We start from the raw sequence: 22,175 nt of genomic DNA, 5'->3' as shown, positions 1-22,175 counted from the left end.
TCAGCCGAGCGTGGCGGTGGCGTCCATCGTGAGCCAGCCTTCGTGGTCGCGCCCCCACAGGCGCACGCTCTTGCCGTCGGCCGAAGGCTGCCCGTGGATCGAGAACGGGTTGACGTCGAACGTAGGCCGGACCGCCTTGAACTCGAATTTGCGCACCGTGGCGTCGGGCATACGCCGGCGCAACAGGTCCATGAGCAGCGTGGCGATCAGCGGGCCGTGCACGATGAGTCCCGGGTAGCCCTCGACCTCGGTGACGTACTTGCGGTCGTAGTGAATGCGGTGCCCGTTGAAGGTGAGGGCCGAGTAGCGGAACAGCAGCACGTCGTCGGCGACGATGCGGCGCACCCAGGCGAATTCGGTGGGTGCGGCCTGCGGCGGCGGGGCCACGTCGTCGGGCGTCGGTGCCGCGCGGTAGACGATGTTGTGGTGCTCCGTCAACGCCACATCCGCGGAGCCGTTGCGGCGGATCTCGTGGCGGACCTTCACGAAAACCAGGTTTCCGCTGCGGCCCGATTTCTCGGTGATTCCGGCAATCGTGGACGTGCGCTGCAGCGCGTCTCCGACCCGCAAGGGCTCATGGAACTCGAAATCGCTGCCGGCCCACATGCGGCGCGGCAGCGATACGGGCGGCAGGAAGCCGCCACGTTTGGCGTGGCCGTCGGGCCCGATGTCCGATTGCGGGTGCAGAGGCAGAAAATACAGCCAATGCCACAGGTAAGGCAGCGGGGTGCCGGCTGCGGGCCGCTGTGGCCCGGCGGAAGCGGGCCAGTCCAGCGTGGCGGCCAGTGCCGCACAGGGCGTCGCGGTGACGAGGTCTTCCACCGTTTCGCTGCAGCCTGTCCAGTTTTGCAGATTCATGCGCATGCACTCCTTTCAGCAGATCTAGCGCCGCTCAATCAAGCTTGATTTTTGCAGCCGCCACAACGCCCTTCCAGCGCGTGACTTCCTTTTGCACCAGGGTTTTGAGCTGCGCGGGCGTGCTGGTTTCGACCTCGGCCCCCTGGTCTTCAATGAATTTCTGCACGGATTTTTCGGCCAGCACGCGGTTGATCTCCTGGTTCAGCCGGTCCACCACCGCCTTGGGGGTTTTGGCGGGAGCGAACATGGCATACCACTGAGACATGCTGACGTTGGGAATGCCCTGTTCGGCCAGCGTCGGGACGTCGGGCAAGATGGGCGATCGCTTGTCGCCGGCGATGCCCAGTGGCTTGAGCTTGCCGCCCTTGATTTGCGGGTAGGCGGTGAACAAGCTGGGAAACATGTACTGCGTGATGCCGGAGATGGTGCTCATCACGGCGGGCGCCGAGCCTTTGTGGGGAATGCCGATCACGTCCAGCCCGGCGGAGAGTTTGAACAGCTCGCCGGCGATATGCGGCGCGGTGCCGTTCCCCGCCGTCGCGAAACTGAAGCTGTCGGGTTTGGCCTTGATGAGCTGCACCAGTTCCTTGGCGGTCTTGGCCGGCACTTCCGGGTTGACGACCAGCACCGTCGGAGAAGCCGCCACCATGCCGATGGGCTCGAAATCGGTGACCGGGTTGTAGCGCAGTTTTTGCAGGGCCGGGTTGATGCCGTGGGTGGCGATATAGCCGAACATCAAGGTGTAGCCGTCCGGCGCGGCGCGGGCCACGAACTCGCTGGCAATTGCGCCGTTCGCGCCGGCCCGGTTGTCCACAATGACCGGCTTGCCGAGCCGGCTGCTGAGTCCCTGGGCCAGGACACGCGCCATTGCGTCGTTCGCGCCGCCGGCGGAGGTCGGCACCACGATGGTGATCGCTTTTTCAGGCCAGTTCTGGGACGTCGCCGGACTGGTCGCCGCCATGGAAGAACCGGCCGCCAGCGGCAGCAAGCTCAGCATCAGCAAAGTCCGGACGGGGTGTTTGGGCAGCATGGATGTCTCCTGTGGATGTTCTGGTTACCGGATCATCAGCGCGTGCAGGGAATCCGTGAAGTGCAACTTTTGCTAATATTGGTGCATGGCACGCATCAATTTCGATTTGCAGCAACTCGAAGCCTTCGTGTCGGTGGCCGAGCGCGGGAGCTTTCGCGCGGCAGCCGACCACATCCACCTTTCGCCACCCGCCTTAAGCCGGCGCATCGACAAGCTCGAGACCATCCTGGGCGCGCGGCTGTTCAACCGCACCACGCGTGAAGTCGAACTGACAGCCCTCGGCCAGGTTTTTCTGGATCGCGCGCGCGCAGCGATGGACGACCTCGAGTCCGCCATGCTCGGCATCACCGATATCGCCGGCAGCCGCACCGGCCGGGTCACGGTGGCCTGCGTGCCTTCCGCGGCCATCCATTTCCTGCCCTCGGTGGTGAGCTCATTCTCGGAGCGCTACCCGCTGATCCGCGTCCGTGTGATCGACGAAGCCGCCGGCGCGGTGATGGCCAGCGTGGTGTCGGGCGAGTCGGACTTCGGCATCAGCTTCATGGGCAACCAGGTGCCCGGCGTGGACTTCGAGCCTATCCACACCGACCCCTTCGTGGTGGCAATGCCGCGCCGCCATGCGCTCGCCGGGCGCAAGACGCTGTCATGGAAGAACCTGGAAACCGAGCGCCTGATCACGGTCGCGCGCACCAGCGGGAACCGGCAACTGCTGGACGATGCGCTGGCCAAGGCCGGCATCAACCCTTCCTACCGCCTCGAGGTGAGCCACATCGCGACGCTGCTCGGCATGGTCGAGGCGGGGCTCGGGCTTGCCGCCGTACCGCGCCTGGCCTTGCCGAAACGGCATCCGTCGATGGTCGGCGTGGCGCTGGTCGCGCCTGCAGTGTCGCGCGTATTAGGCCTCACCACCTTGCGTGGCACGACGCTTCGCGCGCCGGCGAAGATGTTCTACGACTACCTGCACACAGCGCTGAAAGAGCGTCGCTAAGTGGGGGTGCCAAAGGCCGGCATTGGTGCAAGCCGGGCACCAATTCGCGGCGGTATTTGCCTTCCGTCGCTTTGAACGGCGATCGCAATCTGCGAACCTACTTTTGAAGGTTGCCGCCGGAATTGATGATGGAGAGATCCACACCACCCCAGCCGGTCCGCTGGTTGGCGGTGTAGTTGACAAAGACACCTCCAAGGTTGTATTCGCCCAGACTGGACAGGGCTTGCAGCACGCCGGCGCGGGTCGGCGTCTTGCCCGCACGCCGGACGGCTTCCGCTGCGATCTTGGCGCCCATATAGCCTTCGAGGCTTGAGAAAGACAGGGCCTCGCCCGGCGCGTACTTCTTCATGTCAGCTTGATATTCGGTGATAACCGGCTTGGAAGGAACGAAGGGGAAAGGCACCGCCTGGCTCAACACGATGCCGCGCGCCTTGTCCTTGCCGGTGGCATTGACCAGGCCGTCGTGCAGCAGCACCGACAGGCCGTAGATCTGCACCGACCCCCCGGGGACCTCGCGGACAGCCTTGACGAATTCAAATGCGGGCTTTCCCGCGGCCAGCAAAATAATGCCCTTGGGTCGGGTCTCTGAGATGGCGGCGACGGCTGCGCGAACACTTGCATCCAGCTTTTCGGGCGCGGCGTCAAGCACCTGCTGCGTCACGATTTTGACGCCTTGTGGGCCGCTGAGCTGCGTCGTCAACTGCGCCAGGGGTGGGCCGAAGGCGACACTCATATTGACGATGGCCAGCGAGTCCTTGCCCCAGGTCTTGGCTTCCTTGAGCAGGCTGGCAACTTCATCCGCATAGCCGCTTCGCAGGGGAAACACATTGCTGGCGGAAATCACATTTTTGTCGCCCTGCAGCGGCGCAATCAGCGCGATGCCGTTCTTGCCCGCCAAGTCCTGTTTGGCGATTTCGGCGAGTCCGGCGCTGTTGAGAAAGCCCAACAGGCCCACCACCGCCGGATCGCCGATGAGTTGCTGGGTCAACTCAAGCATCTTTGGGGCCTGCAGGCCGTCATCCAGCGTGACCAGCTTGAGCTTGTTGCCCTGCAGGGTGTTGCTCGCATTGACTTTGTCGAAGTAGGCCTGGATACCCGCCGCCATGCCTTTGGCGTTCGCGGCCGATGTCGGATTGGTCTGTGAAGCGACCTGCCCGAAGACGAGGTCGACGGCGTGGCTGGACATCGGCAAGGCCAGGATCACAAGCGCAGCCACGGTGGTCTTGAGACCCGTGAAATTGAGAGCCATGTTGTCTCCTTTATTACTTCAGCCAGTACATCACCAAAGCAAAGTAATTCAAAGGGGTTAAACCCCGAGATGTCGTACTACCGTGAACCATTACGCAGGTATTTACTCTGGCCGAACACAACCCAGGTCCTCGCCCAATAAGTTCGAGCGCCGAACTTGCGGCAAGGGCCTTCACAGGTCGATTCAGACCCCCAGGTACTGGTGAACGATTTCAGGCTGCCCGCGCAATTCATCTGAGCTGCCTTGCCAGACCACGCAGCCTTTTTCAATCACAAAGTGCCTATCGGCCAGGCCCATCAGCGCTTTCACGTTTTTATCGATGACGATCTGCGACAGGCCCTCCTTCTTCAGCTCAGCAAGGGCGCGCCAGATTTCGTTTCGAATCACGGGGGCCAGGCCCTCTGTCGCTTCGTCGAGCACCAGCAGCCGCGGGTTGGTCATCAGCGCACGGCCGATGGCGAGCATCTGCTGCTCACCGCCCGACAGTTGCGATCCCAAATTGCCGCGGCGCTCTTTCAAGCGCGGGAAAAAGGCGTAAACACGGCCCAGGTCCCAGGTCTTTCCATGGCTCTTGTTGTCGTCGCGGGCTGTCGCCACCAGGTTTTCCTCGACCGTCAGATTCGGAAACACCTGCCGGCCTTCGGGCACCAGCGCCAGGCCCTGGCGCGCGATGCGGTGCGAAGGTAAATGGTCTACGCGGGCACCGGCAACCGACACGCTGCCGGAGGCTATGGGCAGCATGCCGAACAAACATTTGACCGTGGTGGAGCGGCCCATGCCGTTACGCCCCAGCAGGGTGACCACCTCACCCGGGCCAACGTCAAAGGAGATGTCAAACAGCACCTGTGCGTGGCCGTAAGAAGCCTGCAGGCCTTGGACCGATAAAAATGGCGTCATGGCTTTTTCCTTGTCCGCTTCATGCTTCAGCTTCTTCACCGAGGTACACCGCCCGCACTTCCGGGTGCTTGCGGATTTCCTCGGGTGTACCGGTGAACAAAATCCTGCCGTAGACCAGCACGCTGATGCGGTCTGCCAGCGCGAACACCGCATCCATGTCATGTTCGACCAGCAGGATGGTGTACAGCCGTTTAAGGCTTTTCAGCAGCGAGATGACGGCGGCGGATTCCTGGACACTCATGCCGGCCATGGGTTCGTCCAGCAGAAGGAATTTCGGCCCGGCGGCCAGGCTCATGGCCAGCTCCAGCTGCCTGCGTTCGCCGTACCCCAGGTCGGCCGCCGCAACATGAAGGCGATGCGTGAGGCCGGTGGCTTCAAGCGCTTCTTCGGCGAACTTGTATGCTTTCTTGTCCGCCAGCATCGGTGTCCAGAACTTGAAGGCATGCTGGCGTGAGCCAAGCGCCGCGAACGTGGCGTTCTCCAGCACGCTGAAGTCCTCGAAGATCGAGGTGATCTGGTAGGAGCGCAACAAACCACGCTTCGCGCGTTCATGGATGGGCAACGCGGACACATCCGCGCCCTTGAACCAGACGCGGCCGCTGTTCGGTGCGAGCTCGCCTGACAGCTGGTTGATCAGCGTGGTCTTGCCGGCGCCGTTGGGCCCGATGATGGCGTGCAGTTCGCCTTCGCGAATATCCAGAGACACCGCGTCGGTGACCAGCACCGCGCCGTAGCGTTTGGTGAGTGATTCAGTGCGAAGTATGCCGGCCATTACAGGGTTCCTTGCGCGGAAACTGTCGCCGCAACAACCGATGGAGTGGCTTTTGGGGCCGGCTTTTCGCGGGCATCAAAGCGCTGCAGCAGCCCGATGATGCCGCGGTTTCCCAGGAGCGTGACGATGACGATGAAGGGCCCGAAGATGACCATCCAGTGCTCGGTAAATCCTTTCAGGATTTCTTCCAGGCCAAGAAAAACCAGCGCCCCCATCAAGGGGCCGAACACTGTCCCCAGGCCGCCGATCACCACGATGACGATCAGCTCACCCGAGACCGCCCAGGCCAGCGTGCTGGGCGAGGCGAAGGCATTGAGGTTGGCCAGCAGCAGGCCGGCCACACCGCACAACATGCCCGACATCACATAGGCCAGCAGCTGGTAGCGCAGCACCGGGATGCCGGCGGCGTTGACGCGGCGTGTGTTCTGCCTGGCGCCGCGGATCACCATGCCGAAGGGCGCGACGCGCAGCCTGGCCAGCCACCAGATCGACAGGACCAGGACGACGAAGGCCACGACGTAGACGCTGGTCGCGGACGACAGGTCGAGCGGGCCGAAACGGCTGGGCTGGGCGATGGACATGCCGTCATCGCCGCCATAGTTCTTCAAGCTCACGAACAGGAAGTAGCCCATCTGCGCGAAGGCCAGCGTGATCATGATGAAGGCAATGCCGGTGGTGCGCAGGCTGATGGCGCCTGTGACCAGCGCGACCAGGCCGCACATGCCCAGGCACAGCGCCAGGTGCATCCAGCCGTTGCCGACGCCATGGAAAGAGGCCAGGCCGACGGCATACCCTCCCAGCCCGAGAAACAGCGAATGGCCGAAGCTCACCAGCCCGCCGTAACCCAGCGCCATGTTCAGCGCGCAGGCGGCAATCGCGTAGATGATGATGCGCGCGAAGAAGGCGACATAGAACGGCTGGCCGGTGGCCTGCGCGACGAAGGGCACGGTCGCCAGCAACAGCAAGACCAGCAAGGGAACCCAGGCGCTGGGGCGTGAAAGAAGTGGGGTCATGGTTTCACCTGTTGGCGGGAAAGAGACCTTGCGGGCGCCAGGCCAGAACCACCGCCATCAGCAGGTAGACCAGCATGGAGGCCAGTGCCGGGCCGGCCGCGTCGGCGAGCGAGCGCTCGGTGACCTGCCGCAGCAGGAAGGGTAAAAATGCGCGGCCCAGGGTGTCGACGATGCCGACGATCAGCGCGGCATAAAAGGCGCCCGTGACCGAGCCGATGCCGCCAATCACGATGACGACCAGTGTCGTGATGAGCACCGACTCGCCCATGCCGGACTGCACCGACAGGATGGGCCCGGCCATCGCGCCGGCAAGGCCCGCGAGCATGGCGCCGACCGCAAACAGCATGGCGTTGAGCAGGCGGATATTGACGCCGAGCGCGGCGACCATCGCGGGGTTCACCGCGCCGGCCCGGATCAGCATCCCCACGCGGGTCTTGTTGATCAGCAACCAGGAACCCACCGCAACCACCAGCCCGACGACGATGATGGCGAACCGGTAGGCCGGGTAGCTGAAGCCGGCGATAGGGATGGCGCCGCTCAGAAACTCCGGCACTTGCAAAAACACCGGCTGCGGGCCCCAGATGATGCGCACCAGCTCATTGAAGAACAGGACCAGGCCGAAGGTGGCCAGCACATGGTCAAGATGGTCGCGCCGGTAGAGGCGCGCGACCGCGACGAACTCCAGCGCCAGGCCCAACAGCAGCGAACCCAGCATGGCCGCCAGCAAAGCCAGCCCGAAGGAGCCGGTGTACTGGAAGGCCGTGGCCGCGAAGTACGCGCCCATCATGTACAGCGAGCCGTGTGCCAGGTTGACGAAGCTCATGATGCCGAAGACCAGCGTCAGGCCTGCCGCCAGCAAAAACAGCAGGACGCCGTACTGCAGGCCGTTGAGCAGCTGCGCAAAAACGATCGTGCCGTTCATGGCGTCACTTCAGCGCGCACTGCGCGTGGTAGGCATCGCTCTGCTTGGGCAAGGGGGTTGCGATGAGCTTTCCGACGACGTTGCCGCCGCTCTTGACGGTTTCAAACGCGTAGTAGTTCTGCACCGGCAGGTTGTTGTTGTTGAACGCGAATGGGCCGCGCACCGACTTGAACTCGCTGCCGGCCGCCTTGACAGCCGCGGCGAGCGCCTTGGCATCGCCGGCCTTGGCCTTGCCCAGGGCGATATTCAGGATATTGGCCGCGTCGTAGGCCGTCGCCGCGTACGCGCTGGGCGTGCGTTTGTACTTGCGTTCGAAGTCGGCAACGAACTTCTTGTTCTCGGGCGTGTCAAGCGCCGCGTCCCACATCGCGCCGCTGATGCTGCCAAGGGCCGCGTCGCGCAGGCCCGGCAGGGTCGTGCCATCGACGGTGAAGACGGAATACAGCGGCACTTTGGCCATCAGGCCGGCCTGGCTCATCTGCTTGATGAAGTTGACGCCCATGCCGCCCGGGTAGAACACAAACACCGCGTCGGGCGCGGCGGCCTGCAGCTGCGCGAGTTCGGCGGAATAGTCAGGCTGGTTCACCTGCGTGTAAACCTCGTCCACGACCTGGCCCTTGAAGTAGCGCTTGAAACCGGCCAGCATGTCTTTGCCGGCCTGGTAGTTGGGTGCCATCAGGTAGACTTTTTTCAGGCCCTTGTCCTGGGCAAGCTTGCCCATGGCTTCGGCGGCGCCGTCGTTCTGCCACGCAGCGGAAAACACATTGGCCTTGCAACTCGCGCCGGCCAGCGGCGACGGGCCGGCATTCGTGGCGATGGCGACGGTGCCCGACTCGGCGATGCGCGGCAGGCTGGCCATCAGCACATTGGAAAAGCTGAGGCCCACGATGGCATCGACCTTGTCCTTGTCGATGAACTTGCGCACGATCTGGCTGCCGATTTCAGGCTTGAGCTGGTCGTCTTCCTTCAGCACCGTGGCGGCCTGGCCGCCGAGCTTGCCGCCCAATAACTCGACCGCCAGCATGAAGCCGTCGACCTGGTCCTGGCCGACGATGGCCTGCGGGCCGGACAAGGGGGCCATGAAGCCGATGGTGGCGGCGGCGCTGAACTGGCTGGCGCCGGCCAGTGCAAGCCCGGCTGCGGCGATCAGTGCGCTGCGGTGAAAAGGTGTCTTGGAAGGTGTCCTGGATGTTGTGTTCATGGTGTGTTGTCTCCTCTGTAGGGGGTAATGAAAGGGGAAAGGGGCGAAAAGGGGCGAAAAGGGGTGAAGGGCTGCGGGTTCAGTCGGAAATCTGCACAAAGACACGCCCGCCCTCGATGCGCACGGGGTAGCTGCGAACGTCCTGCGTGATAGGCGCGCAGGTGCCGCGGCCATTGCGCACGTCGAACTTGCCCTGGTGCAGCGGGCATTCAATTTCGTAGCCGTCAAGAAAGCCGTCGCACAGGCGGGCATGGCCGTGGGTACAGATGTTGTCGGTGGCGAAGATGCTGCCCTCGACCTTGTAGAAAGCCACGTCGCGGCCGCCGACCTGCAGGCCGATCACGTCGTCCTCGGGCACACCGTCTTCTTCGGTGGCGTCAATCCAGTTGGAGTTGCTCATGATTCAGATGGGGTAGATGATGGAATTGGGGATCATTTCGCTGTCGTAGACGCAGTGCCGCGAAACGAACTTCAGGCCTTCGGGCGTGCGCACGATCACGTCGATGTAACGGCCGACATTGAAGACCGTCGACTCCTGTGACAGCTTGGTGCGGAAGACCGCGTAGTTGGCTTCCGACTCAAAGCGATCGCCGCCGGCCGCGCGAATCAGCGGCGCGCCGACGACGTGGCGCTGGTAGTAGGGGTCATGGAACAAGGTCTCGCGGATGCCATAGACACGGTCTTTCAGCATGCCCTTGCTTTCAAAAAGCAGGGTCGCCAGCGGAAAGCCGCGTTCATGGTTTTCCCGCGGGATCAGCTTGTAGAGGCAGTCCTCGGTGAAGAACTCGGGCCACAAATCCCAGTCGCCCGAATCAACCGCCTGGGCGTAGTCGGCATACAGCTGCGCGATTTGCAGATAGTCTTCGAAATTGACGGCGGCGGCGGTAGTCATGTGTCGACCTCCATCACTTCGCGCCAGTACTGGTACATGCCGCGTATCAAGGTCTCGGTGACCATGTGGTCGGTGTCTTCGACCGTGCGCCCGCCGAGTTCGGCCAGGGTGCGGTGGTAAGGCTTCTGCTCGAAGCCCTGCTGCGAGAACTCGATCACCTCGCCGTCGTCGGCCGACACAAAGCCGGCCGGGCCGAACAGGTTGGCCTGGCGCAGCCGGCGCTGCGTCATCTCTTGCGTGTCGTCCTCAAAGCCGAAGTGCGTCCAGACGAAGTCGAAGGAGCCGTGGCCGTCGGGCTGGATGTGGCGCGTTGACACGCTGTTGACCTGTTGCTGCAGGATGACGCTGGGGAACAGCGTCATCATCACCGCAGTCGGGCCGCCCCACCAGGGCTCGGGCACGATGTCGAGAAACCGTGGATCGTTGAGCTTCATGCTCTCTTTGAAGCTGGACACCTGGGTGACCTCGTCGGCCTTGCCCGACTGGCCGCGCGTGGAGATCATCGCGGCATGGCGGTGGCGCGCGTCCATCTTCAGCTCGCTCTTGTTGTCGGCGCGCCAGAGGCCGAAGGTGACGAACCAGGTGTGCAGCAGGCCTGGATGGTAGGGGTCCTTGATGTTCTCCTGCATCAGCTTCCAGTTGCCGGGGATGCGCTGCCGGTTGTAGCCCAGGATCTTCAGCTTGCGTCCGTCGAAGAGGCGGTCGAAATAGCCGAGGATGACCGGCCCAAGGAAGTCCTCGAGCGATTCGATGCCGTGGTCGAAGCTGGCAAACACCACGCCGCCGCGCGTTGCGACCTTCAGCTTGTTGAGGCCGTGGTCGGCGGTCTTGAAGTCCGCGGGCATACCGCCGTTGACCTTGCCGTCCTGCTTGACACCGCGGCGAAACGGCACGCCCTGCAGGTCACCCTTCAATGTGTAGCTCCACTGGTGATACGGGCACACAAACTCTTTTTTGTTGCCATGGCGTTCGCGGCAGAACTGCATGCCGCGGTGGGCGCAAACGTTTTCGACAACACTGACGCCGCCGTCGGTGTCGCGCACCATGATCACCGAACGCTCGCCGACCACCGTGCGCTTGAAGTCGCCGGCGTTGGGGATCTCGGCGTCAAGGCCGACGTAGTTCCAGTGTTTGTTGTAGAAAAAGCGCTCAAGCTCTTTCTTGTGCTGGTCCGGGTCGGTGTACGCCATGAAGGGAATCCGGCTTGTGCCTTCGGATTCCCAATGGATTTTGATGGGAAAGGTGCCGGTGGATGGGGCGGTCGATACAGTCATCGCTGTCTCCTTTTGCTTTGCTTATTCAGCGCCTGCGTTTCAGGCCGCCACCGTGACGGTGATGCCGGCCAGGCCCGCGATGTCCCCTTGCATCACGTCGCCCGCAAGCACGGCGTTCACGCCTTCTGGGGTGCCGGTCATGATGATGTCGCCGGGCTCCAGCGTTTCATATTCGGAAAGGTAGGCGATGCATTCCGGGACCGACCAGATCAGCTTGGCGATGTCTGACGATTGCCGGACGCCGCCATTGACGGTGACGCTGATGGCGCCTTGCGCGACGTGGCCGCCATCGGCCACGCGTGACAACGCGCCGACGGGTGCCGACAGCGAGAAAGACTTGCCGAATTCCCAGGGACGGCCCTTGTCGCGCGCATCGAGCTGCAGGTCGCGGCGTGTCATGTCCAGGCCCACGCCGTAGCCGTAGACATGGTCCAGCGCATCGGCCATGGCGATGTCGCGGCCGCCCTTGCCGATGGCGACGACGAGTTCAATTTCGTGATGAAAGTTCTTTGTCTTCGGCGGATAGGGAATGCTCACCGGCGACGACGCATCAACGGCCGCGTTGGCCGGCTTCATGAAAAAGAAGGGCGGGTCGCGATCGGGGTCCTTGCCCATCTCGCGCGCATGCGCGGCGTAGTTGCGGCCCACGCAGAAGATCCGGTTGACGGGAAAGCGTTCGCCGATGCCGGCCACGGCGAGCGTGGGGACGGTGGCGGGTTCGATGGCGTAGTTCATGTGATGGCGTTCTGTTGAAAAGTTGAAAGTGGGGATGAGTTTCAGGCGCGGTGTTCGCGCCACAAGCCGAGGGCCTGCTGCACCGGGCGGTCTGAATAGCTGAAGAGCACGGTATCGGGACCGGCGCGGAACTGGTGGCTGTGCCAGGACGGCACCACCATCACGTCGTTTTCATCGAGGCGAACGGTCTTGCCTTCGATGCTCGCTTCGGCGTTGCCGCTGAGGCACACGTACACCGTGCCGTCGGTGCAACGGTAAGGCCGCGTTTCGAAGCCTGCCGGCACCAGCTGCGAGAACGCCGCTATCGTCGGCATGGGCGAGCGGCCGGTGGCGGGGTTGACGTAGCGCTGTTTGTGGCCAAAGTGCGCATTGGGTTCACTGCCGGCGGCTACGGCTTTCAACGATGCCAGTGTGCGTTCCCAGGGATAGACAAACACCTTGGTCGGCTCAGCGGGCTGCTGGTAAAAATCGACCGGAACCATGTTGGCGCCGTAGCGCGCCAGCGCATCGCCTTCCGGCCGGACGACGGCCTGGTAGTTGCTGTCGCTTTTCTCGGCGAATCCGGCATCGAGGAAACGCACGATGGGAATGTCCAGGCCGTCGAGCCAGACCACCGGCTGGTCACCCGGGTTGCCGTGGTCGTGCCAGGTCCAGGCCGGTGTGATGATGAAGTCGCCGCGGCGCATGATCGTGCGTTCGCCATCGACCGCGGTGTAGGCGCCCTCCCCGTCCAGCACCAGCCGCAGCGCGGACTGGGTGTGGCGGTGCGCCGGTGCCACTTCGCCCGGCATGATGAGCTGCAGCCCGGCATACAGCGACTGCGTGATGCAGGATTGGCCGCGCAGCGCGGGGTTTTCCAGGATCAGCACGCGGCGTTCAGCCTCGGCCGCGCTGATCAGCCGGCCCGCTTCCATGACCCGTTCGCGCACGTCGGCGTACTTCCACAGGTGTGCGACAGCCGGCGACTTCGGCGAATGCGGCACCAGCGCGCCCAGCACTTCCCATAAGGGCGTCATGTTGTCCGCGCCGATGCGGTCGTAGTAGGCCTTGCGGCTCAGCTGGGATTCAAGGTCGGTATTTCTGCTGTTCATGGGGGTTCCTGTTGATCGGTCTGATCGCTCAAGTGCCGCTGGCATAAAACGCGTCGGCATAGATTTGTTCGGGCAGCACGCCCATCTGGCGCACCAGCAGGCTGGCGGCCTCGACCATGGGAGGCGCACCGCAGAGATAGGCACGGAAGCCGTCGAGGCCCGGCCAATCCTGGGCAATGGCTTCGGTGACCAGGCCGGTGCGGCAGCCGGGCGCCTGGCCGGACGCAAGCACGACGTGCACCTTCAGTTGCGGATGCCGGCGCTGGAGCTCCGCCAGCCATTCGCCGCCATAGATGTCGCGTTCGGAGCGAACGCCGAAATACAGATGGATGCTGTTGCGCATGCCTTCGGCAATGACGCCGCGGATGATGGACAGGATAGGCGCCAGGCCCGTGCCGCCGGCCACGCAGAGCATCGGCCCTTCATGCTTGCGGCGCAGGTAGGCCGAACCCAGCGGACCGCTGACGCGCACCGCGTCGCCGACCTTCAGGGTATTGGCGATGTAGCCGGTGACGCGGCCCTCGGCGACCAGGCGCACATGGAACTCCAGCTCGCCGTCGGCGCAGAGGCCGGCCATTGAATAGGGCCGGATGTGCTCGGGCGTGAACTGGAGCTGGGCGTACTGTCCCGGTGAAAACTCGATGGGCTTGGCCGGTTTCAGCCGGAGGCGCTTGATGTCGTGGGTCTGGTCTTCTACCGCCACGACGGTGGCCTTGACGATTTTTGCCGTATGGACAACAACCTCGTCGGGCTCGGAGATCTCAACAATGCAGGATTCCGTCAGAAAGGTCTGGCAGGCCAATACGTACTGGTCGCCCGCCGCCACCGGCCGCTGCGCTTCCCCGCCCGAGTCGAGCACCTGCCCTTCGACCAGCTTGCAGCGGCAGGTGCCGCAACGCCCGGCCAGGCAGCTGTAGGACACCGGCACGTCGTTGGCGCGCAGGGCGTCCAGCAAGTTCACCCCTGCGGTAACGCTCAGCGTGCGCTGGAGAGGGCGGACAAAAATTTCCATCGTGCTTGATCTGGTGTGTCTCGTGGGCAGCGGCAATCAGTGGCGTCAGCTGCGATGAGGGCATGATCAGAGACCCACCAAAATCAGTCAATACAATGGCGTCAATGTTCTATATCATTTGAATCAATACTCGTCAGGAGCCGCAAATGGAACTCAAGGACATAGACCTGAACCTGCTGGTGATCTTCAACCAGCTGCTGACCGAAAGAAAAGTCTCCAAGGTGGCGGAGAACCTGGGCCTGGGACAGCCCGCCGTCAGCAATGCCTTGGCGCGCCTGCGCAAGCTGTTTGGTGACGAACTTTTTCTGCGCACGTCGAGCGGCATGCAGCCCACGCCCTTTGCGGACCAGCTGGCCGAATCGATAGGTTATGCGCTGGGCATGATCCACGGCGCGATCAACGTCAAGAATTCATTCGACCCCGCCAGCAGCAAACGGAGCTTCACCGTCGGGATGACCGACATCGGCGAAATCTACTTCCTGCCTCTCTTGATGGAGCAGATCCAGAAAGTGGCGCCAGGGGTTTCCATCAGCACGGTGCGCAATACCACCGTCAACCTGAAAGATGCCATGGAGGCAGGCCATGTCGATCTGGCGATTGGACTGTTACCCCAGTTGAAGGCCGGATTCTTCCAGCAGCGCCTGTTCTCTCAACAATACGTTTGCGTGTTTCGCAAAAACCATGCACTGGACAAGCGAAAGATTTCCTCAGCTGATTTTTTTGCCAGCGATCACCTCGTGATTGCGTCCGCAGGAACCGGGCACGGAAAAGTCGACGAAATTCTGGACAGCGGTTCACAGAAAAGACGCATACGCCTCACGGTTCCCCATTTCGTCGCGATTGGCCATATTCTTCAATCCACCGACATGGCGGCCACAGTCCCCGAGCGCCTGGCGGAAAAAATGGCGACGCCGTTCAATCTCCGATACGTCAGCCATCCCGTGAAGCTGCCCCAAATCGCCATCAATCTTTTTTGGCACGCCAAGTACCATAAAGACCCGGCGAATCAGTGGCTCAGGTCGCTGATCTTCGATACGCATTCGGACCGTGCTTGAATCTGTCGGATTGCATTGAGGTCCGAACCAGTGTGCCGCGGACCTTGCGGTATAAATTGCGTTAGGCCCACTGAAAGACGCTATGGCACTACGAACCGTTACCATCCTCCCCGATGCATTACATGTTCTTTGACTTTCCATCGTTTGCGCTGTTGATGTTCGTCATTTTTCACGGCATTGCCTTTGGGGCTGGCGTTTACGAGCAGCGAGTTGTTGTTCCGCGTTGGATGGGAATTTCTCCCGACGGCGCGCGCTATCTTGATCCTGAGGCGATGCGGATCGACGATTCGGGGCGTCGTTTCTGGGGCTTTGTCAGCACTGGGCCCCTGAGCCTTTTGACGCTCCTCAATTGCTATTTTGCGTTCGCGAGTACGGGGCCGGCCCGCACCCTTTGGCTCGCTGCATGTGCGGTGACCCTGGTCGAGCGAATATTCACCTTCGCCTTCTTCATTCCCAAAGCAATAGGGCTCATGCGCGGTGATGGCTCGCCAACTGTGACAGCATTGCACACCGCAGAAAAATGGCGCTTGCTCAACTGGCTCCGCTTACTGCTTTCGCTTGTAGGTTGGCTGCTTGCCCTTCTTGCGTACGGCGCTCGCTGATGCCAAGCTAATACAAATATCGCCACTGCACCCATAGTTTCCAGCGCCTGCAGCTGGATGCAATCCGTTTTCGGCCTCGTCAGTTCGTCACCTCAGCACCACCGTGCGCAGGCCATTGATGAAGACCCGGTGTTCCAGCACATAGCGCAAGGCCCGCCCCAGGGCAAGGCATTCGACGTTGCGACCGGTGCTCAGCAGTTGCTCCGGGCTGAAGGCGTGGTCGACGCGCTCGAGTGCCTGCTCGATGATGGGGCCCTCGTCGAGGTCGCTGGTGGCGAAGTGGGCGGTGGCGCCGATCATCTTGACACCGCGCGCATGCGCCTGCTCGTAGGGCCGGGCACCTTTGAAGCCAGGCAGGAAGGAATGGTGGATGTTGATGATGCGCCCGGCCAGCGTGTTGCACAGCGCTTCGGACAGCACCTGCATGTAGCGGGCCAGGACGATTAGTTCGGCGCCGGATTCCGCAATGCAGCGCAGCAGCGCGGCTTCCTGCTGCGGCTTGGTTGTTGGCGTGATCGGCAGGTGATGGAAAGGCAGGCCTTCGGACTCGACAATCGGCCCGAGATCCGCGTGGTTGGACACGACCGCGACGATGTCCATATTCAGTTCACGGCGGCGCCACTGGGCCAGCAGGTCGCGCAGGCAATGGTCGGCCTTTGACACCATGATCATGACCTTGGCCGGCCGGCCCATCTCATGGACAGTGCCTTCGGCCGCGTCGAAGCCTGCGATCAGGCCGCTGAAAGCCTGCCGCAGCGCGTCGATCTCGCCGCTTCTTCTGGCATCAAGACGAAACACGATCCGCATGTAAAACCGCGACACGATCACGTCGTCAAATACGGAAAACTCCTCGATGTAGGCGTCGTGCCGCTCCAACAGCGCCGTGAGGGCCGCCACCTGGCCCCTGGCGCTGGCGACGGCGAGCGTCAGCACATAGCGGACGGACTCAGGGTGTTGTGGATGCATAGGATGCCCTGTCATGGTGGATGGCGTCGCCGCTGCGCCGTTTTGCGCCGGCCTCGGCGTCGAGTTGCTGCGCATGAAATTCGGCGCGCGTCACGCGGCGCTCCATGCCGACCGCCCAGGCCTGCCGGCTCATGCGCTGCTTGTACATCCCGACCCACACGTCCGTCACGCGCTCATCGAGGGAGAAGACAAAAGCGAACAGCTGGTTCATCCGCGTTTCGAGCAAGGGGGTGTGCGGCGTGGCGGGCCACACCTGTGTCAGCCAATGGCACAGCGGCGCATAGTCCAGGCACTGGCCGAGCGAACCCGGTGATGCGCTGGTGCAGGCGCTGGCCTTGAGGCTGACCCATAGCGGTTGCGCCAGCAACTCATCGTCATAGACGCCCACCGGGAGCTGGATCTCCAGGCGCTCTATGCTGACGGTCCAGGTGGTGTTCATTGAAAGCGCCGGATCACCAGCCCGCATTCCTGCGTGGCCCGCTCCAGCATCAGCCAGACGTAGCCCCTGAAGCTGCTGCGCACCAGCACTTCGTAGACAGGCGCCTCGTCGGTTTGCCACAGCCAGACCGAGGCCTTGAAGAACAGCGAGCCGGCGCTAGAGCCCGGGCCGAAGACACGCGGGTGCAGGTCCAGCGGGCAACCCTGCGCCAGCACATCGCGCGCCGGGACGCCGCTCAAGTGCAGCACGGTGTAGCCTCCGCTCACATCGGTCACCGCGTAATGCTGCCCCGCCAGGGCCTGGCGCAGCTTTGCCTCGATCAGGGCTGCCTCGCCCTTGGGACCGACGACGAACCAGTCGTCCGGCCCGACCCACACCAGCCTGAGCCCGGCGTTGGCCGTACTCGTGCAGGGTTGGACCGGCAGTTCAAGGCCAAGCGCGCGGGAGACCGCCTCACGGAACGCTGGGTCTTCGGCATTGCCGCGCAGGTTGACGATGGACAGGCCGGTGCGCCAGCCGGCCAGAAGGGCCTGGTCCGACAGGGACCGCGCCGACGGGACACGCGCGGCCGGAGAGAAGCGTTGGGGGGATTCAAGCATTTTGGCGCTCCGCTTTGGGGTCGAGAAAGACCGGGTTGGCGATGGTGGCGGCGGCGATCCTGCCCCCTTGCATCGAAACAAACACGCGCTCGCCCATGCGGCTTGCGCCACCCTTGACCAGGGCCATGGCGATGGAGCGCTCCAGCGTCGGGCTCATGTAGCTCGAAGTGACGTGGCCCACCATGGGCGCGGTCTCCGCGGTGGGCTGCTCGTTCAGGATTTGCGCGCCTTCGGGCAGCACAAAACCCGGGTCGTCGGGCAACAGACCGACCAGTTGCTTGCGGTCCGGCCGCACGGTGTCTTCGCGCGCGAGCGAACGCTTGCCCAGGCAGTCCTTGGTCTTGGTGACCAGCCCGCCCATGCCGAGGTCCAGCGGTGTCACGGAACCATCGGTGTCCTGGCCGATGATGATGTAGCCCTTCTCGGCGCGTAGCACGTGCATGGTCTCGGTTCCGTAGGGCGTGATGCCGTACTCGGCGCCGGCAGCGTGGATGGCTTCCCAGAGGCGCAAACCGTCGCCGGACGGCACGTTGACCTCATAGCAGCGCTCGCCCGAAAAACTGATGCGCATGATGCGCGCCTTGATGCCGGCGACCGTGCCTTCCCGGTAGGACATGAAGGGGAAGGCCGCGTCGTCGAAGTCCACGTCCTGGCAGATCTTCTTCAGCACGTGGCGGCTCTTGGGGCCGGCGACGATGGACGTCGACCAGTGGTCTGTGGCGCTGGTGAGGTAGATCTTCAGGTGCGGCCATTCGGTCTGCAGCCAGCGTTCCATCCAGGCCAGCACGCGCGCCGCGCCGCCGGAGGTGGTGTGCATCAGGTAGTGGTTCTCGGCTAGCCGCACGGTCACGCCGTCGTCGAACACCATGCCGTTTTCATCGAGCATCAGCCCGTAGCGGCACTTGCCGATCTCCAGCTTGGACCAGGCATTGCTGTAGATCCAGTTGAGCAGAATGCTGGCGTCCGGGCCCTGGATGTCAATCTTGCCCAGGGTGGAACCGTCGAGCGTGCCGACACCGTTGCGCACGGCCAGCACCTCGCGCCGGACGGCGGCGTGCAGGTCTTCGCCGTTCTGGGGGTAGTACCAGGGACGCTTCCACTGCCCGACGTCCTCGAACAGCGCGCCGCGCTTCACATGCCACTCATGCATGGCGGTGGTCCGGATCGGGTCGAAGGCGTCGCCCAGCTCCAGCCCCGCCACCGCGCCGAAAGTCACCGGCGTGTAGTTTGGGCGGAAGGTGGTGGTGCCGACCTGGGGAATGGTCTTGCCCAGCGCCAGCGCGGCGATGCCCATGCCGTTGATGTTGCCGGTCTTGCCCTGGTCGGTGCCAAAACCCATGGCGGTGTAGCGCTTGACGTGCTCGATCGACTCGAAGCCTTCGCGGACGGCCAGGTGGATGTCCGAGGCCGCCACGTCGTTCTGCAGGTCGACAAACTGTTTGGGTGCGCGGCTCACACCACGCGGGTGCGGCACCAGCCACAGCGCGCGCAGCTCGCCGCTGTCATTCGCGGCCACTTCGGGGGCCTGGGCGTCGACTGTAAAGCCCAGTGCCCACACCGCGTCCATGCCCGCGGTTAGGCCGTCCTGCGCACATTGCCGCAGCGACAGCATGCCGCCGCAAGCGCCGGCCGAGCGTTCGGACTGCACCGGCGTGCCCGGCAGGAAAGCCGCCCTGGCGTCGTCCCAGACCGCCTTGCTGCCGGCCTGACATTGCAGGTGGATCACCGGGCTGAAGCCGCCCGACAGGGCCAGCAGGTCGCAGGCCAGCGTGCGCGGCGTTCCCAGCAGGCGGCCTTCGGCGTCGATGGGCTGCACCACCGCGCCGCTGACGCGTTTGCCGCCGCGCGCTTCTGTGACCACATGGCCGCTCAGGATGGTGATGCCGGCGCCGCCGGCGCGCTGGCTCAGGGAGCCACTGGGCGCCGGGCGCGCATCGACCACCAGGACCGCCGCGCCGGCCTCCTTCAGGGCGAGTGCCGCGTCATAGCCGGCATCGTTGTTGGTGAACACGACGGCCTGGCGTCCCGGCAGGACGGCGTAGCGGCGCACGTAGGTGGAAACAGCGCCCGCCAGCATCACGCCAGGCAAATCGTTGTTGCCGAAGACCAGGGGGCGCTCGTGGGCGCCGGTGGCCAGCACCACCTGTTTTGCCCGGATGCGCCACAGCCGCTCGCGGAACACCGGCGCCTGCTCCGGCGCCAGGTGGTCACCACGGCGTTCGGCCAGTGTCAGCAGGTCATGGTCCTGGTAGCCGAAGGCTGTCGTGCGCGGCAGCACCGTGACTTCGGGCATCGCAGCCAGCTCGGCGAGCGCGCGCCCCACCCATTGCGCGGCCGGCACCTGGTCAACCAGCTCGTCGCTGGACAGCAGCCAGCCGCCCGGCTCGGACTGCTCGTCGCACACCATGACGCGCGCGCCGGAGCGGCCCGCGGCAAGCGCCGCCGTCAAGCCCGCGATGCCCATGCCGACGACCAGCACATCGCAGTGCGCGTAGCGCTTCTCGTAGCGGTCCGGGTCGCCCTCGGCGGGCGAGCTGCCCAGGCCGCTCGAGGCGCGGATGCGCTTCTCGAAGAAATGCCAGGCGGCCTGGGACGCCATGAAGGTCTTGTAATAGAAGCCGGCCGGGATCAGGCGCGAGAACCAGCCATTGACCACGCCGGTGTCGAATTCGATGCTCGGGCTGGCGTGGATGGAGCGGGCGCTCAGGCCCTCGACCAGCGCCACTTCGGTCATGCGCGCATTGGGCACGGTGCGGGCACCGTCAAACAGCTGGACCAGGGCGTTGGGTTCCTCGACACCGGCGGACAGGATGCCGCGCGGGCGGTGGTATTTCCAGCTGCGCGCCACCAGGGACACGCCGTTGGCCAGCAGCGCCGACGCCAGGGTGTCGCCTGCTAAGCCCTGGTAGGCGCGGCCGTTGAAGCTGAAGTTGATGGCGCGCCGGCGATCGATCCGGCCGCCGGTTGGCAAACGGGCGCTCATTGGGCACCTCCCGGCTTCGCGGCGGCGGGCATGGCCGCGGGCGGCGCCTCGCCTATCTTCCAGGTGGCTTCAAAGCGGTAGCTCACCGTGTGGCGCAAGGCATTGAACCAGCGGCCGCAGCCGCTCGAGTGGCGCCATTGCTCGTGGTGCAGGCCCTTGGGATTTTTTCGCATAAAAACATAGTCGCCCCACTGGGCGTCGGTCATGGTTTCCGTGGTGAGGGGACGGACGATCCCGCCCTCCCCGCCGCAGGTGAATTCAGGCTCGGCGCGCTCGCCGCACCAGGGGCAGTTGATTTGCAACATGGGCTTGTTTCCTCAGTGGGCGACGCCAGCCGCGCCGTGTTCGTCGATCAGGTGGCCGTTGTGGAAGCGGTCCAGCGACAGCGCTTCATTGAGCGCATGCGGCCGGTCCTGGGCGATGGTGTAGGCCATGGCCCAGCCCGAGCCCGGCGTCGCCTTGAAGCCGCCGGTTCCCCAGCCGCAGTTGATGTACAGGCCCTTGACCGGCGTCAGGCCGATGATGGGGCAGGCGTCGGGCGAGACGTCGACAATGCCGCCCCATTGCCGGTTCATGCGCACGCGCGAGAACAGCGGGAACATCTCGACGATGGCCTGCAGGGTGTGCTCCACCGTGTGGTAGCTGCCGCGCTGGCCGTAACCGTTGTACTGGTCGACCCCCGCGCCGATCACCAGGTCGCCCTTGTCGGACTGGCTGATGTAGGCGTGGATGGCGTTGCTCATCACGACGTTCGGGAAGATCGGCTTGAGCGGCTCCGAGACCAGCGCCTGCAGCGGCTTGCTTTCGATGGGCAGCCGGATGTCGGCCATGCCGGCGACGACGCTGGAATGCCCCGCCGCCACGATAGCGACTTTTTTCGCCTTGATGAAACCCCGGGCCGTGTCGACGCCGGTGACGGTGCCGCCTTCGCGGCGGATGCCGGTGACCTCGCAGTTCTGGATCAGGTCGACGCCCAGCGCGTCGGCGGCACGCGCATAGCCCCAGGCCACCGCATCGTGGCGGGCCACGCCGCCGCGCCGCTGCAGCGACGCGCCCAGCACCGGATAGCGCGTGTTCAGGTTGATGAAGGGAATCATTTCCTTGATCTGCGCGGGCGTGACCACCTCGCCGTCCACGCCGTTGAGCCGGTTGGCGTTGACGCGCCGCTCGATGTCGCGCATGTCCTGCAGGCTGTGGCCCAGGTTCAGCACCCCGCGCTGGCTGAACATCACGTTGTAGTTGATGTCCTGCGAAAGGCCTTCCCAGAGCTTCATGGACTTTTCATACAGCGCCGTGGATTCGTCCCACAGGTAGTTGGAGCGCACGATGGTGGTGTTGCGCGCCGTGTTGCCGCCGCCCAGGTAGCCGCGTTCGACCACCGCGATATTGCGCACGCCGTGTTCCTTGGCCAGGTAGTAGGCCGTGGCCAGGCCATGCCCCCCACCGCCGATGATCACCACCTCGTATTCGCGCCGGGGTTCGGGCGAGCGCCACTGCTTCTCCCAGCCCTCGTGGTAGGACATGCTGTTGCGCAGCAGCGACCAGATTGAAAATTTCTGCATAGCGGGTTCCTTCTCTCTTCTCTCGATCTATTCAG

The 22,175-nt window shown here is 63.9% G+C and carries 23 protein-coding genes and 1 pseudogene; 3 read left to right on the top strand and 21 right to left on the bottom strand.

Features of this window, described 5'->3' with window-relative positions; all coding sequences use genetic code 11:
- Together AC1D0O_RS20975 and AC1D0O_RS20970 are read right to left on the bottom strand one after the other, a co-directional pair.
- A complete protein-coding gene (locus tag AC1D0O_RS20975) occupies positions 1 to 858 on the bottom strand; it encodes an HTD2 family dehydratase (protein ID WP_477655424.1) in 858 nt (285 codons plus the stop codon).
- A 34-nt stretch (positions 859 to 892) separates the two neighbouring features.
- Positions 893 to 1,888, bottom strand: a complete 996-nt coding sequence (locus AC1D0O_RS20970) for a Bug family tripartite tricarboxylate transporter substrate binding protein (protein ID WP_477655423.1) — start codon at positions 1,886 to 1,888, stop codon at positions 893 to 895.
- An 85-nt stretch (positions 1,889 to 1,973) separates the two neighbouring features.
- On the opposite strand from AC1D0O_RS20970, the gene AC1D0O_RS20965 reads away from it, so the two are divergent.
- Positions 1,974 to 2,876 (top strand): LysR substrate-binding domain-containing protein, encoded by a 903-nt coding sequence (locus tag AC1D0O_RS20965; protein ID WP_477655422.1) that lies wholly within the window; start codon positions 1,974 to 1,976, stop codon positions 2,874 to 2,876.
- 97 nt (positions 2,877 to 2,973) lie between these two features.
- On the opposite strand, the gene AC1D0O_RS20960 is transcribed toward AC1D0O_RS20965, so the two are convergent.
- The 13 genes and pseudogenes from AC1D0O_RS20960 to AC1D0O_RS20900 all read right to left on the bottom strand — a co-directional run bounded on the left by AC1D0O_RS20960 (position 2,974) and on the right by AC1D0O_RS20900 (position 13,934).
- On the bottom strand, positions 2,974 to 4,125 hold the full coding sequence (locus AC1D0O_RS20960) for an ABC transporter substrate-binding protein (protein WP_477655421.1): 1,152 nt from the start codon (positions 4,123 to 4,125) through the stop codon (positions 2,974 to 2,976).
- Positions 4,126 to 4,308: 183 nt separating this feature from the next.
- The gene (locus tag AC1D0O_RS20955) at positions 4,309 to 5,022 is read right to left on the bottom strand and encodes an ABC transporter ATP-binding protein (protein ID WP_477655420.1); all 714 of its coding nucleotides are present in this window, start codon (positions 5,020 to 5,022) and stop codon (positions 4,309 to 4,311) included.
- Positions 5,023 to 5,041: 19 nt separating this feature from the next.
- A complete protein-coding gene (locus tag AC1D0O_RS20950) occupies positions 5,042 to 5,179 on the bottom strand; it encodes an ABC transporter ATP-binding protein C-terminal domain-containing protein (protein WP_477655466.1) in 138 nt (45 codons plus the stop codon).
- A gap of 99 nt (positions 5,180 to 5,278) precedes the next feature.
- Positions 5,279 to 5,725: pseudogene (locus tag AC1D0O_RS20945) on the bottom strand (ATP-binding cassette domain-containing protein); the annotation flags it as partial.
- Between the two features lie 68 nt (positions 5,726 to 5,793).
- The gene (locus tag AC1D0O_RS20940; RefSeq protein WP_477655419.1) at positions 5,794 to 6,807 is read right to left on the bottom strand and encodes a branched-chain amino acid ABC transporter permease; all 1,014 of its coding nucleotides are present in this window, start codon (positions 6,805 to 6,807) and stop codon (positions 5,794 to 5,796) included.
- Between the two features lie 4 nt (positions 6,808 to 6,811).
- Positions 6,812 to 7,729, bottom strand: a complete 918-nt coding sequence (locus AC1D0O_RS20935) for a branched-chain amino acid ABC transporter permease (RefSeq protein WP_477655418.1) — start codon at positions 7,727 to 7,729, stop codon at positions 6,812 to 6,814.
- A 4-nt stretch (positions 7,730 to 7,733) separates the two neighbouring features.
- Positions 7,734 to 8,930: an ABC transporter substrate-binding protein gene (locus AC1D0O_RS20930; RefSeq protein WP_477655417.1), complete on the bottom strand. Its 1,197-nt coding sequence runs from the start codon at positions 8,928 to 8,930 to the stop codon at positions 7,734 to 7,736.
- Between the two features lie 79 nt (positions 8,931 to 9,009).
- On the bottom strand, positions 9,010 to 9,330 hold the full coding sequence (locus AC1D0O_RS20925; protein ID WP_477655416.1) for a non-heme iron oxygenase ferredoxin subunit: 321 nt from the start codon (positions 9,328 to 9,330) through the stop codon (positions 9,010 to 9,012).
- 3 nt (positions 9,331 to 9,333) lie between these two features.
- Positions 9,334 to 9,822: an aromatic-ring-hydroxylating dioxygenase subunit beta gene (locus AC1D0O_RS20920; protein ID WP_477655415.1), complete on the bottom strand. Its 489-nt coding sequence runs from the start codon at positions 9,820 to 9,822 to the stop codon at positions 9,334 to 9,336.
- Entirely contained in the window at positions 9,819 to 11,096 is a 1,278-nt protein-coding gene (locus tag AC1D0O_RS20915; RefSeq protein ID WP_477655414.1) for an aromatic ring-hydroxylating dioxygenase subunit alpha, read from the bottom strand. The genes AC1D0O_RS20920 and AC1D0O_RS20915 overlap by 4 nt, the downstream gene beginning before the upstream one ends.
- 39 nt (positions 11,097 to 11,135) lie before the next feature.
- Positions 11,136 to 11,831 carry a fumarylacetoacetate hydrolase family protein gene (locus AC1D0O_RS20910; RefSeq protein ID WP_477655413.1) on the bottom strand — a complete coding sequence of 232 codons (696 nt, stop codon included), beginning with the start codon at positions 11,829 to 11,831 and terminating at the stop codon, positions 11,136 to 11,138.
- A 41-nt stretch (positions 11,832 to 11,872) separates the two neighbouring features.
- Positions 11,873 to 12,922: a gentisate 1,2-dioxygenase gene (gtdA, locus tag AC1D0O_RS20905; RefSeq protein ID WP_477655412.1), complete on the bottom strand. Its 1,050-nt coding sequence runs from the start codon at positions 12,920 to 12,922 to the stop codon at positions 11,873 to 11,875.
- A gap of 28 nt (positions 12,923 to 12,950) precedes the next feature.
- The gene (locus tag AC1D0O_RS20900) at positions 12,951 to 13,934 is read right to left on the bottom strand and encodes a 2Fe-2S iron-sulfur cluster-binding protein (protein ID WP_477655411.1); all 984 of its coding nucleotides are present in this window, start codon (positions 13,932 to 13,934) and stop codon (positions 12,951 to 12,953) included.
- Positions 13,935 to 14,080: 146 nt separating this feature from the next.
- On the opposite strand from AC1D0O_RS20900, the gene AC1D0O_RS20895 reads away from it, so the two are divergent.
- Positions 14,081 to 14,989, top strand: coding sequence for a LysR family transcriptional regulator (locus AC1D0O_RS20895; RefSeq protein ID WP_477655410.1), 909 nt, complete (start codon positions 14,081 to 14,083; stop codon positions 14,987 to 14,989).
- A gap of 113 nt (positions 14,990 to 15,102) precedes the next feature.
- A complete protein-coding gene (locus tag AC1D0O_RS20890; RefSeq protein ID WP_477655409.1) occupies positions 15,103 to 15,591 on the top strand; it encodes a hypothetical protein in 489 nt (162 codons plus the stop codon).
- A gap of 87 nt (positions 15,592 to 15,678) precedes the next feature.
- On the opposite strand, the gene AC1D0O_RS20885 is transcribed toward AC1D0O_RS20890, so the two are convergent.
- Genes AC1D0O_RS20885 through AC1D0O_RS20860 form a run of 6 tightly spaced genes read right to left on the bottom strand, consistent with a single transcriptional unit; the run spans position 15,679 to position 22,140 of the window.
- Positions 15,679 to 16,557: a formyltetrahydrofolate deformylase gene (locus tag AC1D0O_RS20885; RefSeq protein WP_477655408.1), complete on the bottom strand. Its 879-nt coding sequence runs from the start codon at positions 16,555 to 16,557 to the stop codon at positions 15,679 to 15,681.
- Positions 16,538 to 16,996 carry a hypothetical protein gene (locus AC1D0O_RS20880; protein WP_477655407.1) on the bottom strand — a complete coding sequence of 153 codons (459 nt, stop codon included), beginning with the start codon at positions 16,994 to 16,996 and terminating at the stop codon, positions 16,538 to 16,540. The genes AC1D0O_RS20885 and AC1D0O_RS20880 overlap by 20 nt, the downstream gene beginning before the upstream one ends.
- Positions 16,993 to 17,595, bottom strand: a complete 603-nt coding sequence (locus AC1D0O_RS20875) for a sarcosine oxidase subunit gamma (protein WP_477655406.1) — start codon at positions 17,593 to 17,595, stop codon at positions 16,993 to 16,995. Before AC1D0O_RS20875 ends, AC1D0O_RS20880 begins: the two co-directional genes overlap by 4 nt.
- Positions 17,588 to 20,578, bottom strand: a complete 2,991-nt coding sequence (locus AC1D0O_RS20870) for a sarcosine oxidase subunit alpha family protein (RefSeq protein ID WP_477655405.1) — start codon at positions 20,576 to 20,578, stop codon at positions 17,588 to 17,590. The genes AC1D0O_RS20875 and AC1D0O_RS20870 overlap by 8 nt, the downstream gene beginning before the upstream one ends.
- Positions 20,575 to 20,883 (bottom strand): sarcosine oxidase subunit delta, encoded by a 309-nt coding sequence (locus tag AC1D0O_RS20865; RefSeq protein WP_477655404.1) that lies wholly within the window; start codon positions 20,881 to 20,883, stop codon positions 20,575 to 20,577. The genes AC1D0O_RS20870 and AC1D0O_RS20865 overlap by 4 nt, the downstream gene beginning before the upstream one ends.
- A gap of 12 nt (positions 20,884 to 20,895) precedes the next feature.
- A complete protein-coding gene (locus AC1D0O_RS20860; RefSeq protein ID WP_477655403.1) occupies positions 20,896 to 22,140 on the bottom strand; it encodes a sarcosine oxidase subunit beta family protein in 1,245 nt (414 codons plus the stop codon).
- Positions 22,141 to 22,175 lie beyond the last annotated feature (35 nt).

The sequence above is a fragment of the Polaromonas sp. P1_F2 genome (genome assembly GCF_056405735.1).
Note: the sequence above shows the minus strand (reverse complement) of the source record. Positions and strands in the feature narration are given on the sequence as shown.

Coding starts and splice junctions, on each gene's coding strand:
- AC1D0O_RS20915 (WP_477655414.1), bottom strand. CDS start 11,096: ATGACTGTATCGACCGCCCCATCCACCGGCACCTTTCCCATCAAAATC.
- gtdA (WP_477655412.1), bottom strand. CDS start 12,922: ATGAACAGCAGAAATACCGACCTTGAATCCCAGCTGAGCCGCAAGGCC.
- AC1D0O_RS20880 (WP_477655407.1), bottom strand. CDS start 16,996: ATGAACACCACCTGGACCGTCAGCATAGAGCGCCTGGAGATCCAGCTC.
- AC1D0O_RS20930 (WP_477655417.1), bottom strand. CDS start 8,930: ATGAACACAACATCCAGGACACCTTCCAAGACACCTTTTCACCGCAGC.
- AC1D0O_RS20920 (WP_477655415.1), bottom strand. CDS start 9,822: ATGACTACCGCCGCCGCCGTCAATTTCGAAGACTATCTGCAAATCGCG.
- AC1D0O_RS20925 (WP_477655416.1), bottom strand. CDS start 9,330: ATGAGCAACTCCAACTGGATTGACGCCACCGAAGAAGACGGTGTGCCC.
- AC1D0O_RS20910 (WP_477655413.1), bottom strand. CDS start 11,831: ATGAACTACGCCATCGAACCCGCCACCGTCCCCACGCTCGCCGTGGCC.
- AC1D0O_RS20860 (WP_477655403.1), bottom strand. CDS start 22,140: ATGCAGAAATTTTCAATCTGGTCGCTGCTGCGCAACAGCATGTCCTAC.
- AC1D0O_RS20865 (WP_477655404.1), bottom strand. CDS start 20,883: ATGTTGCAAATCAACTGCCCCTGGTGCGGCGAGCGCGCCGAGCCTGAA.
- AC1D0O_RS20875 (WP_477655406.1), bottom strand. CDS start 17,595: ATGCTTGAATCCCCCCAACGCTTCTCTCCGGCCGCGCGTGTCCCGTCG.
- AC1D0O_RS20960 (WP_477655421.1), bottom strand. CDS start 4,125: ATGGCTCTCAATTTCACGGGTCTCAAGACCACCGTGGCTGCGCTTGTG.
- AC1D0O_RS20885 (WP_477655408.1), bottom strand. CDS start 16,557: ATGCATCCACAACACCCTGAGTCCGTCCGCTATGTGCTGACGCTCGCC.
- AC1D0O_RS20870 (WP_477655405.1), bottom strand. CDS start 20,578: ATGAGCGCCCGTTTGCCAACCGGCGGCCGGATCGATCGCCGGCGCGCC.
- AC1D0O_RS20970 (WP_477655423.1), bottom strand. CDS start 1,888: ATGCTGCCCAAACACCCCGTCCGGACTTTGCTGATGCTGAGCTTGCTG.
- AC1D0O_RS20900 (WP_477655411.1), bottom strand. CDS start 13,934: ATGGAAATTTTTGTCCGCCCTCTCCAGCGCACGCTGAGCGTTACCGCA.
- AC1D0O_RS20895 (WP_477655410.1), top strand. CDS start 14,081: ATGGAACTCAAGGACATAGACCTGAACCTGCTGGTGATCTTCAACCAG.
- AC1D0O_RS20975 (WP_477655424.1), bottom strand. CDS start 858: ATGAATCTGCAAAACTGGACAGGCTGCAGCGAAACGGTGGAAGACCTC.
- AC1D0O_RS20965 (WP_477655422.1), top strand. CDS start 1,974: ATGGCACGCATCAATTTCGATTTGCAGCAACTCGAAGCCTTCGTGTCG.
- AC1D0O_RS20950 (WP_477655466.1), bottom strand. CDS start 5,179: ATGGATGCGGTGTTCGCGCTGGCAGACCGCATCAGCGTGCTGGTCTAC.
- AC1D0O_RS20955 (WP_477655420.1), bottom strand. CDS start 5,022: ATGACGCCATTTTTATCGGTCCAAGGCCTGCAGGCTTCTTACGGCCAC.
- AC1D0O_RS20890 (WP_477655409.1), top strand. CDS start 15,103: ATGCATTACATGTTCTTTGACTTTCCATCGTTTGCGCTGTTGATGTTC.
- AC1D0O_RS20940 (WP_477655419.1), bottom strand. CDS start 6,807: ATGACCCCACTTCTTTCACGCCCCAGCGCCTGGGTTCCCTTGCTGGTC.
- AC1D0O_RS20935 (WP_477655418.1), bottom strand. CDS start 7,729: ATGAACGGCACGATCGTTTTTGCGCAGCTGCTCAACGGCCTGCAGTAC.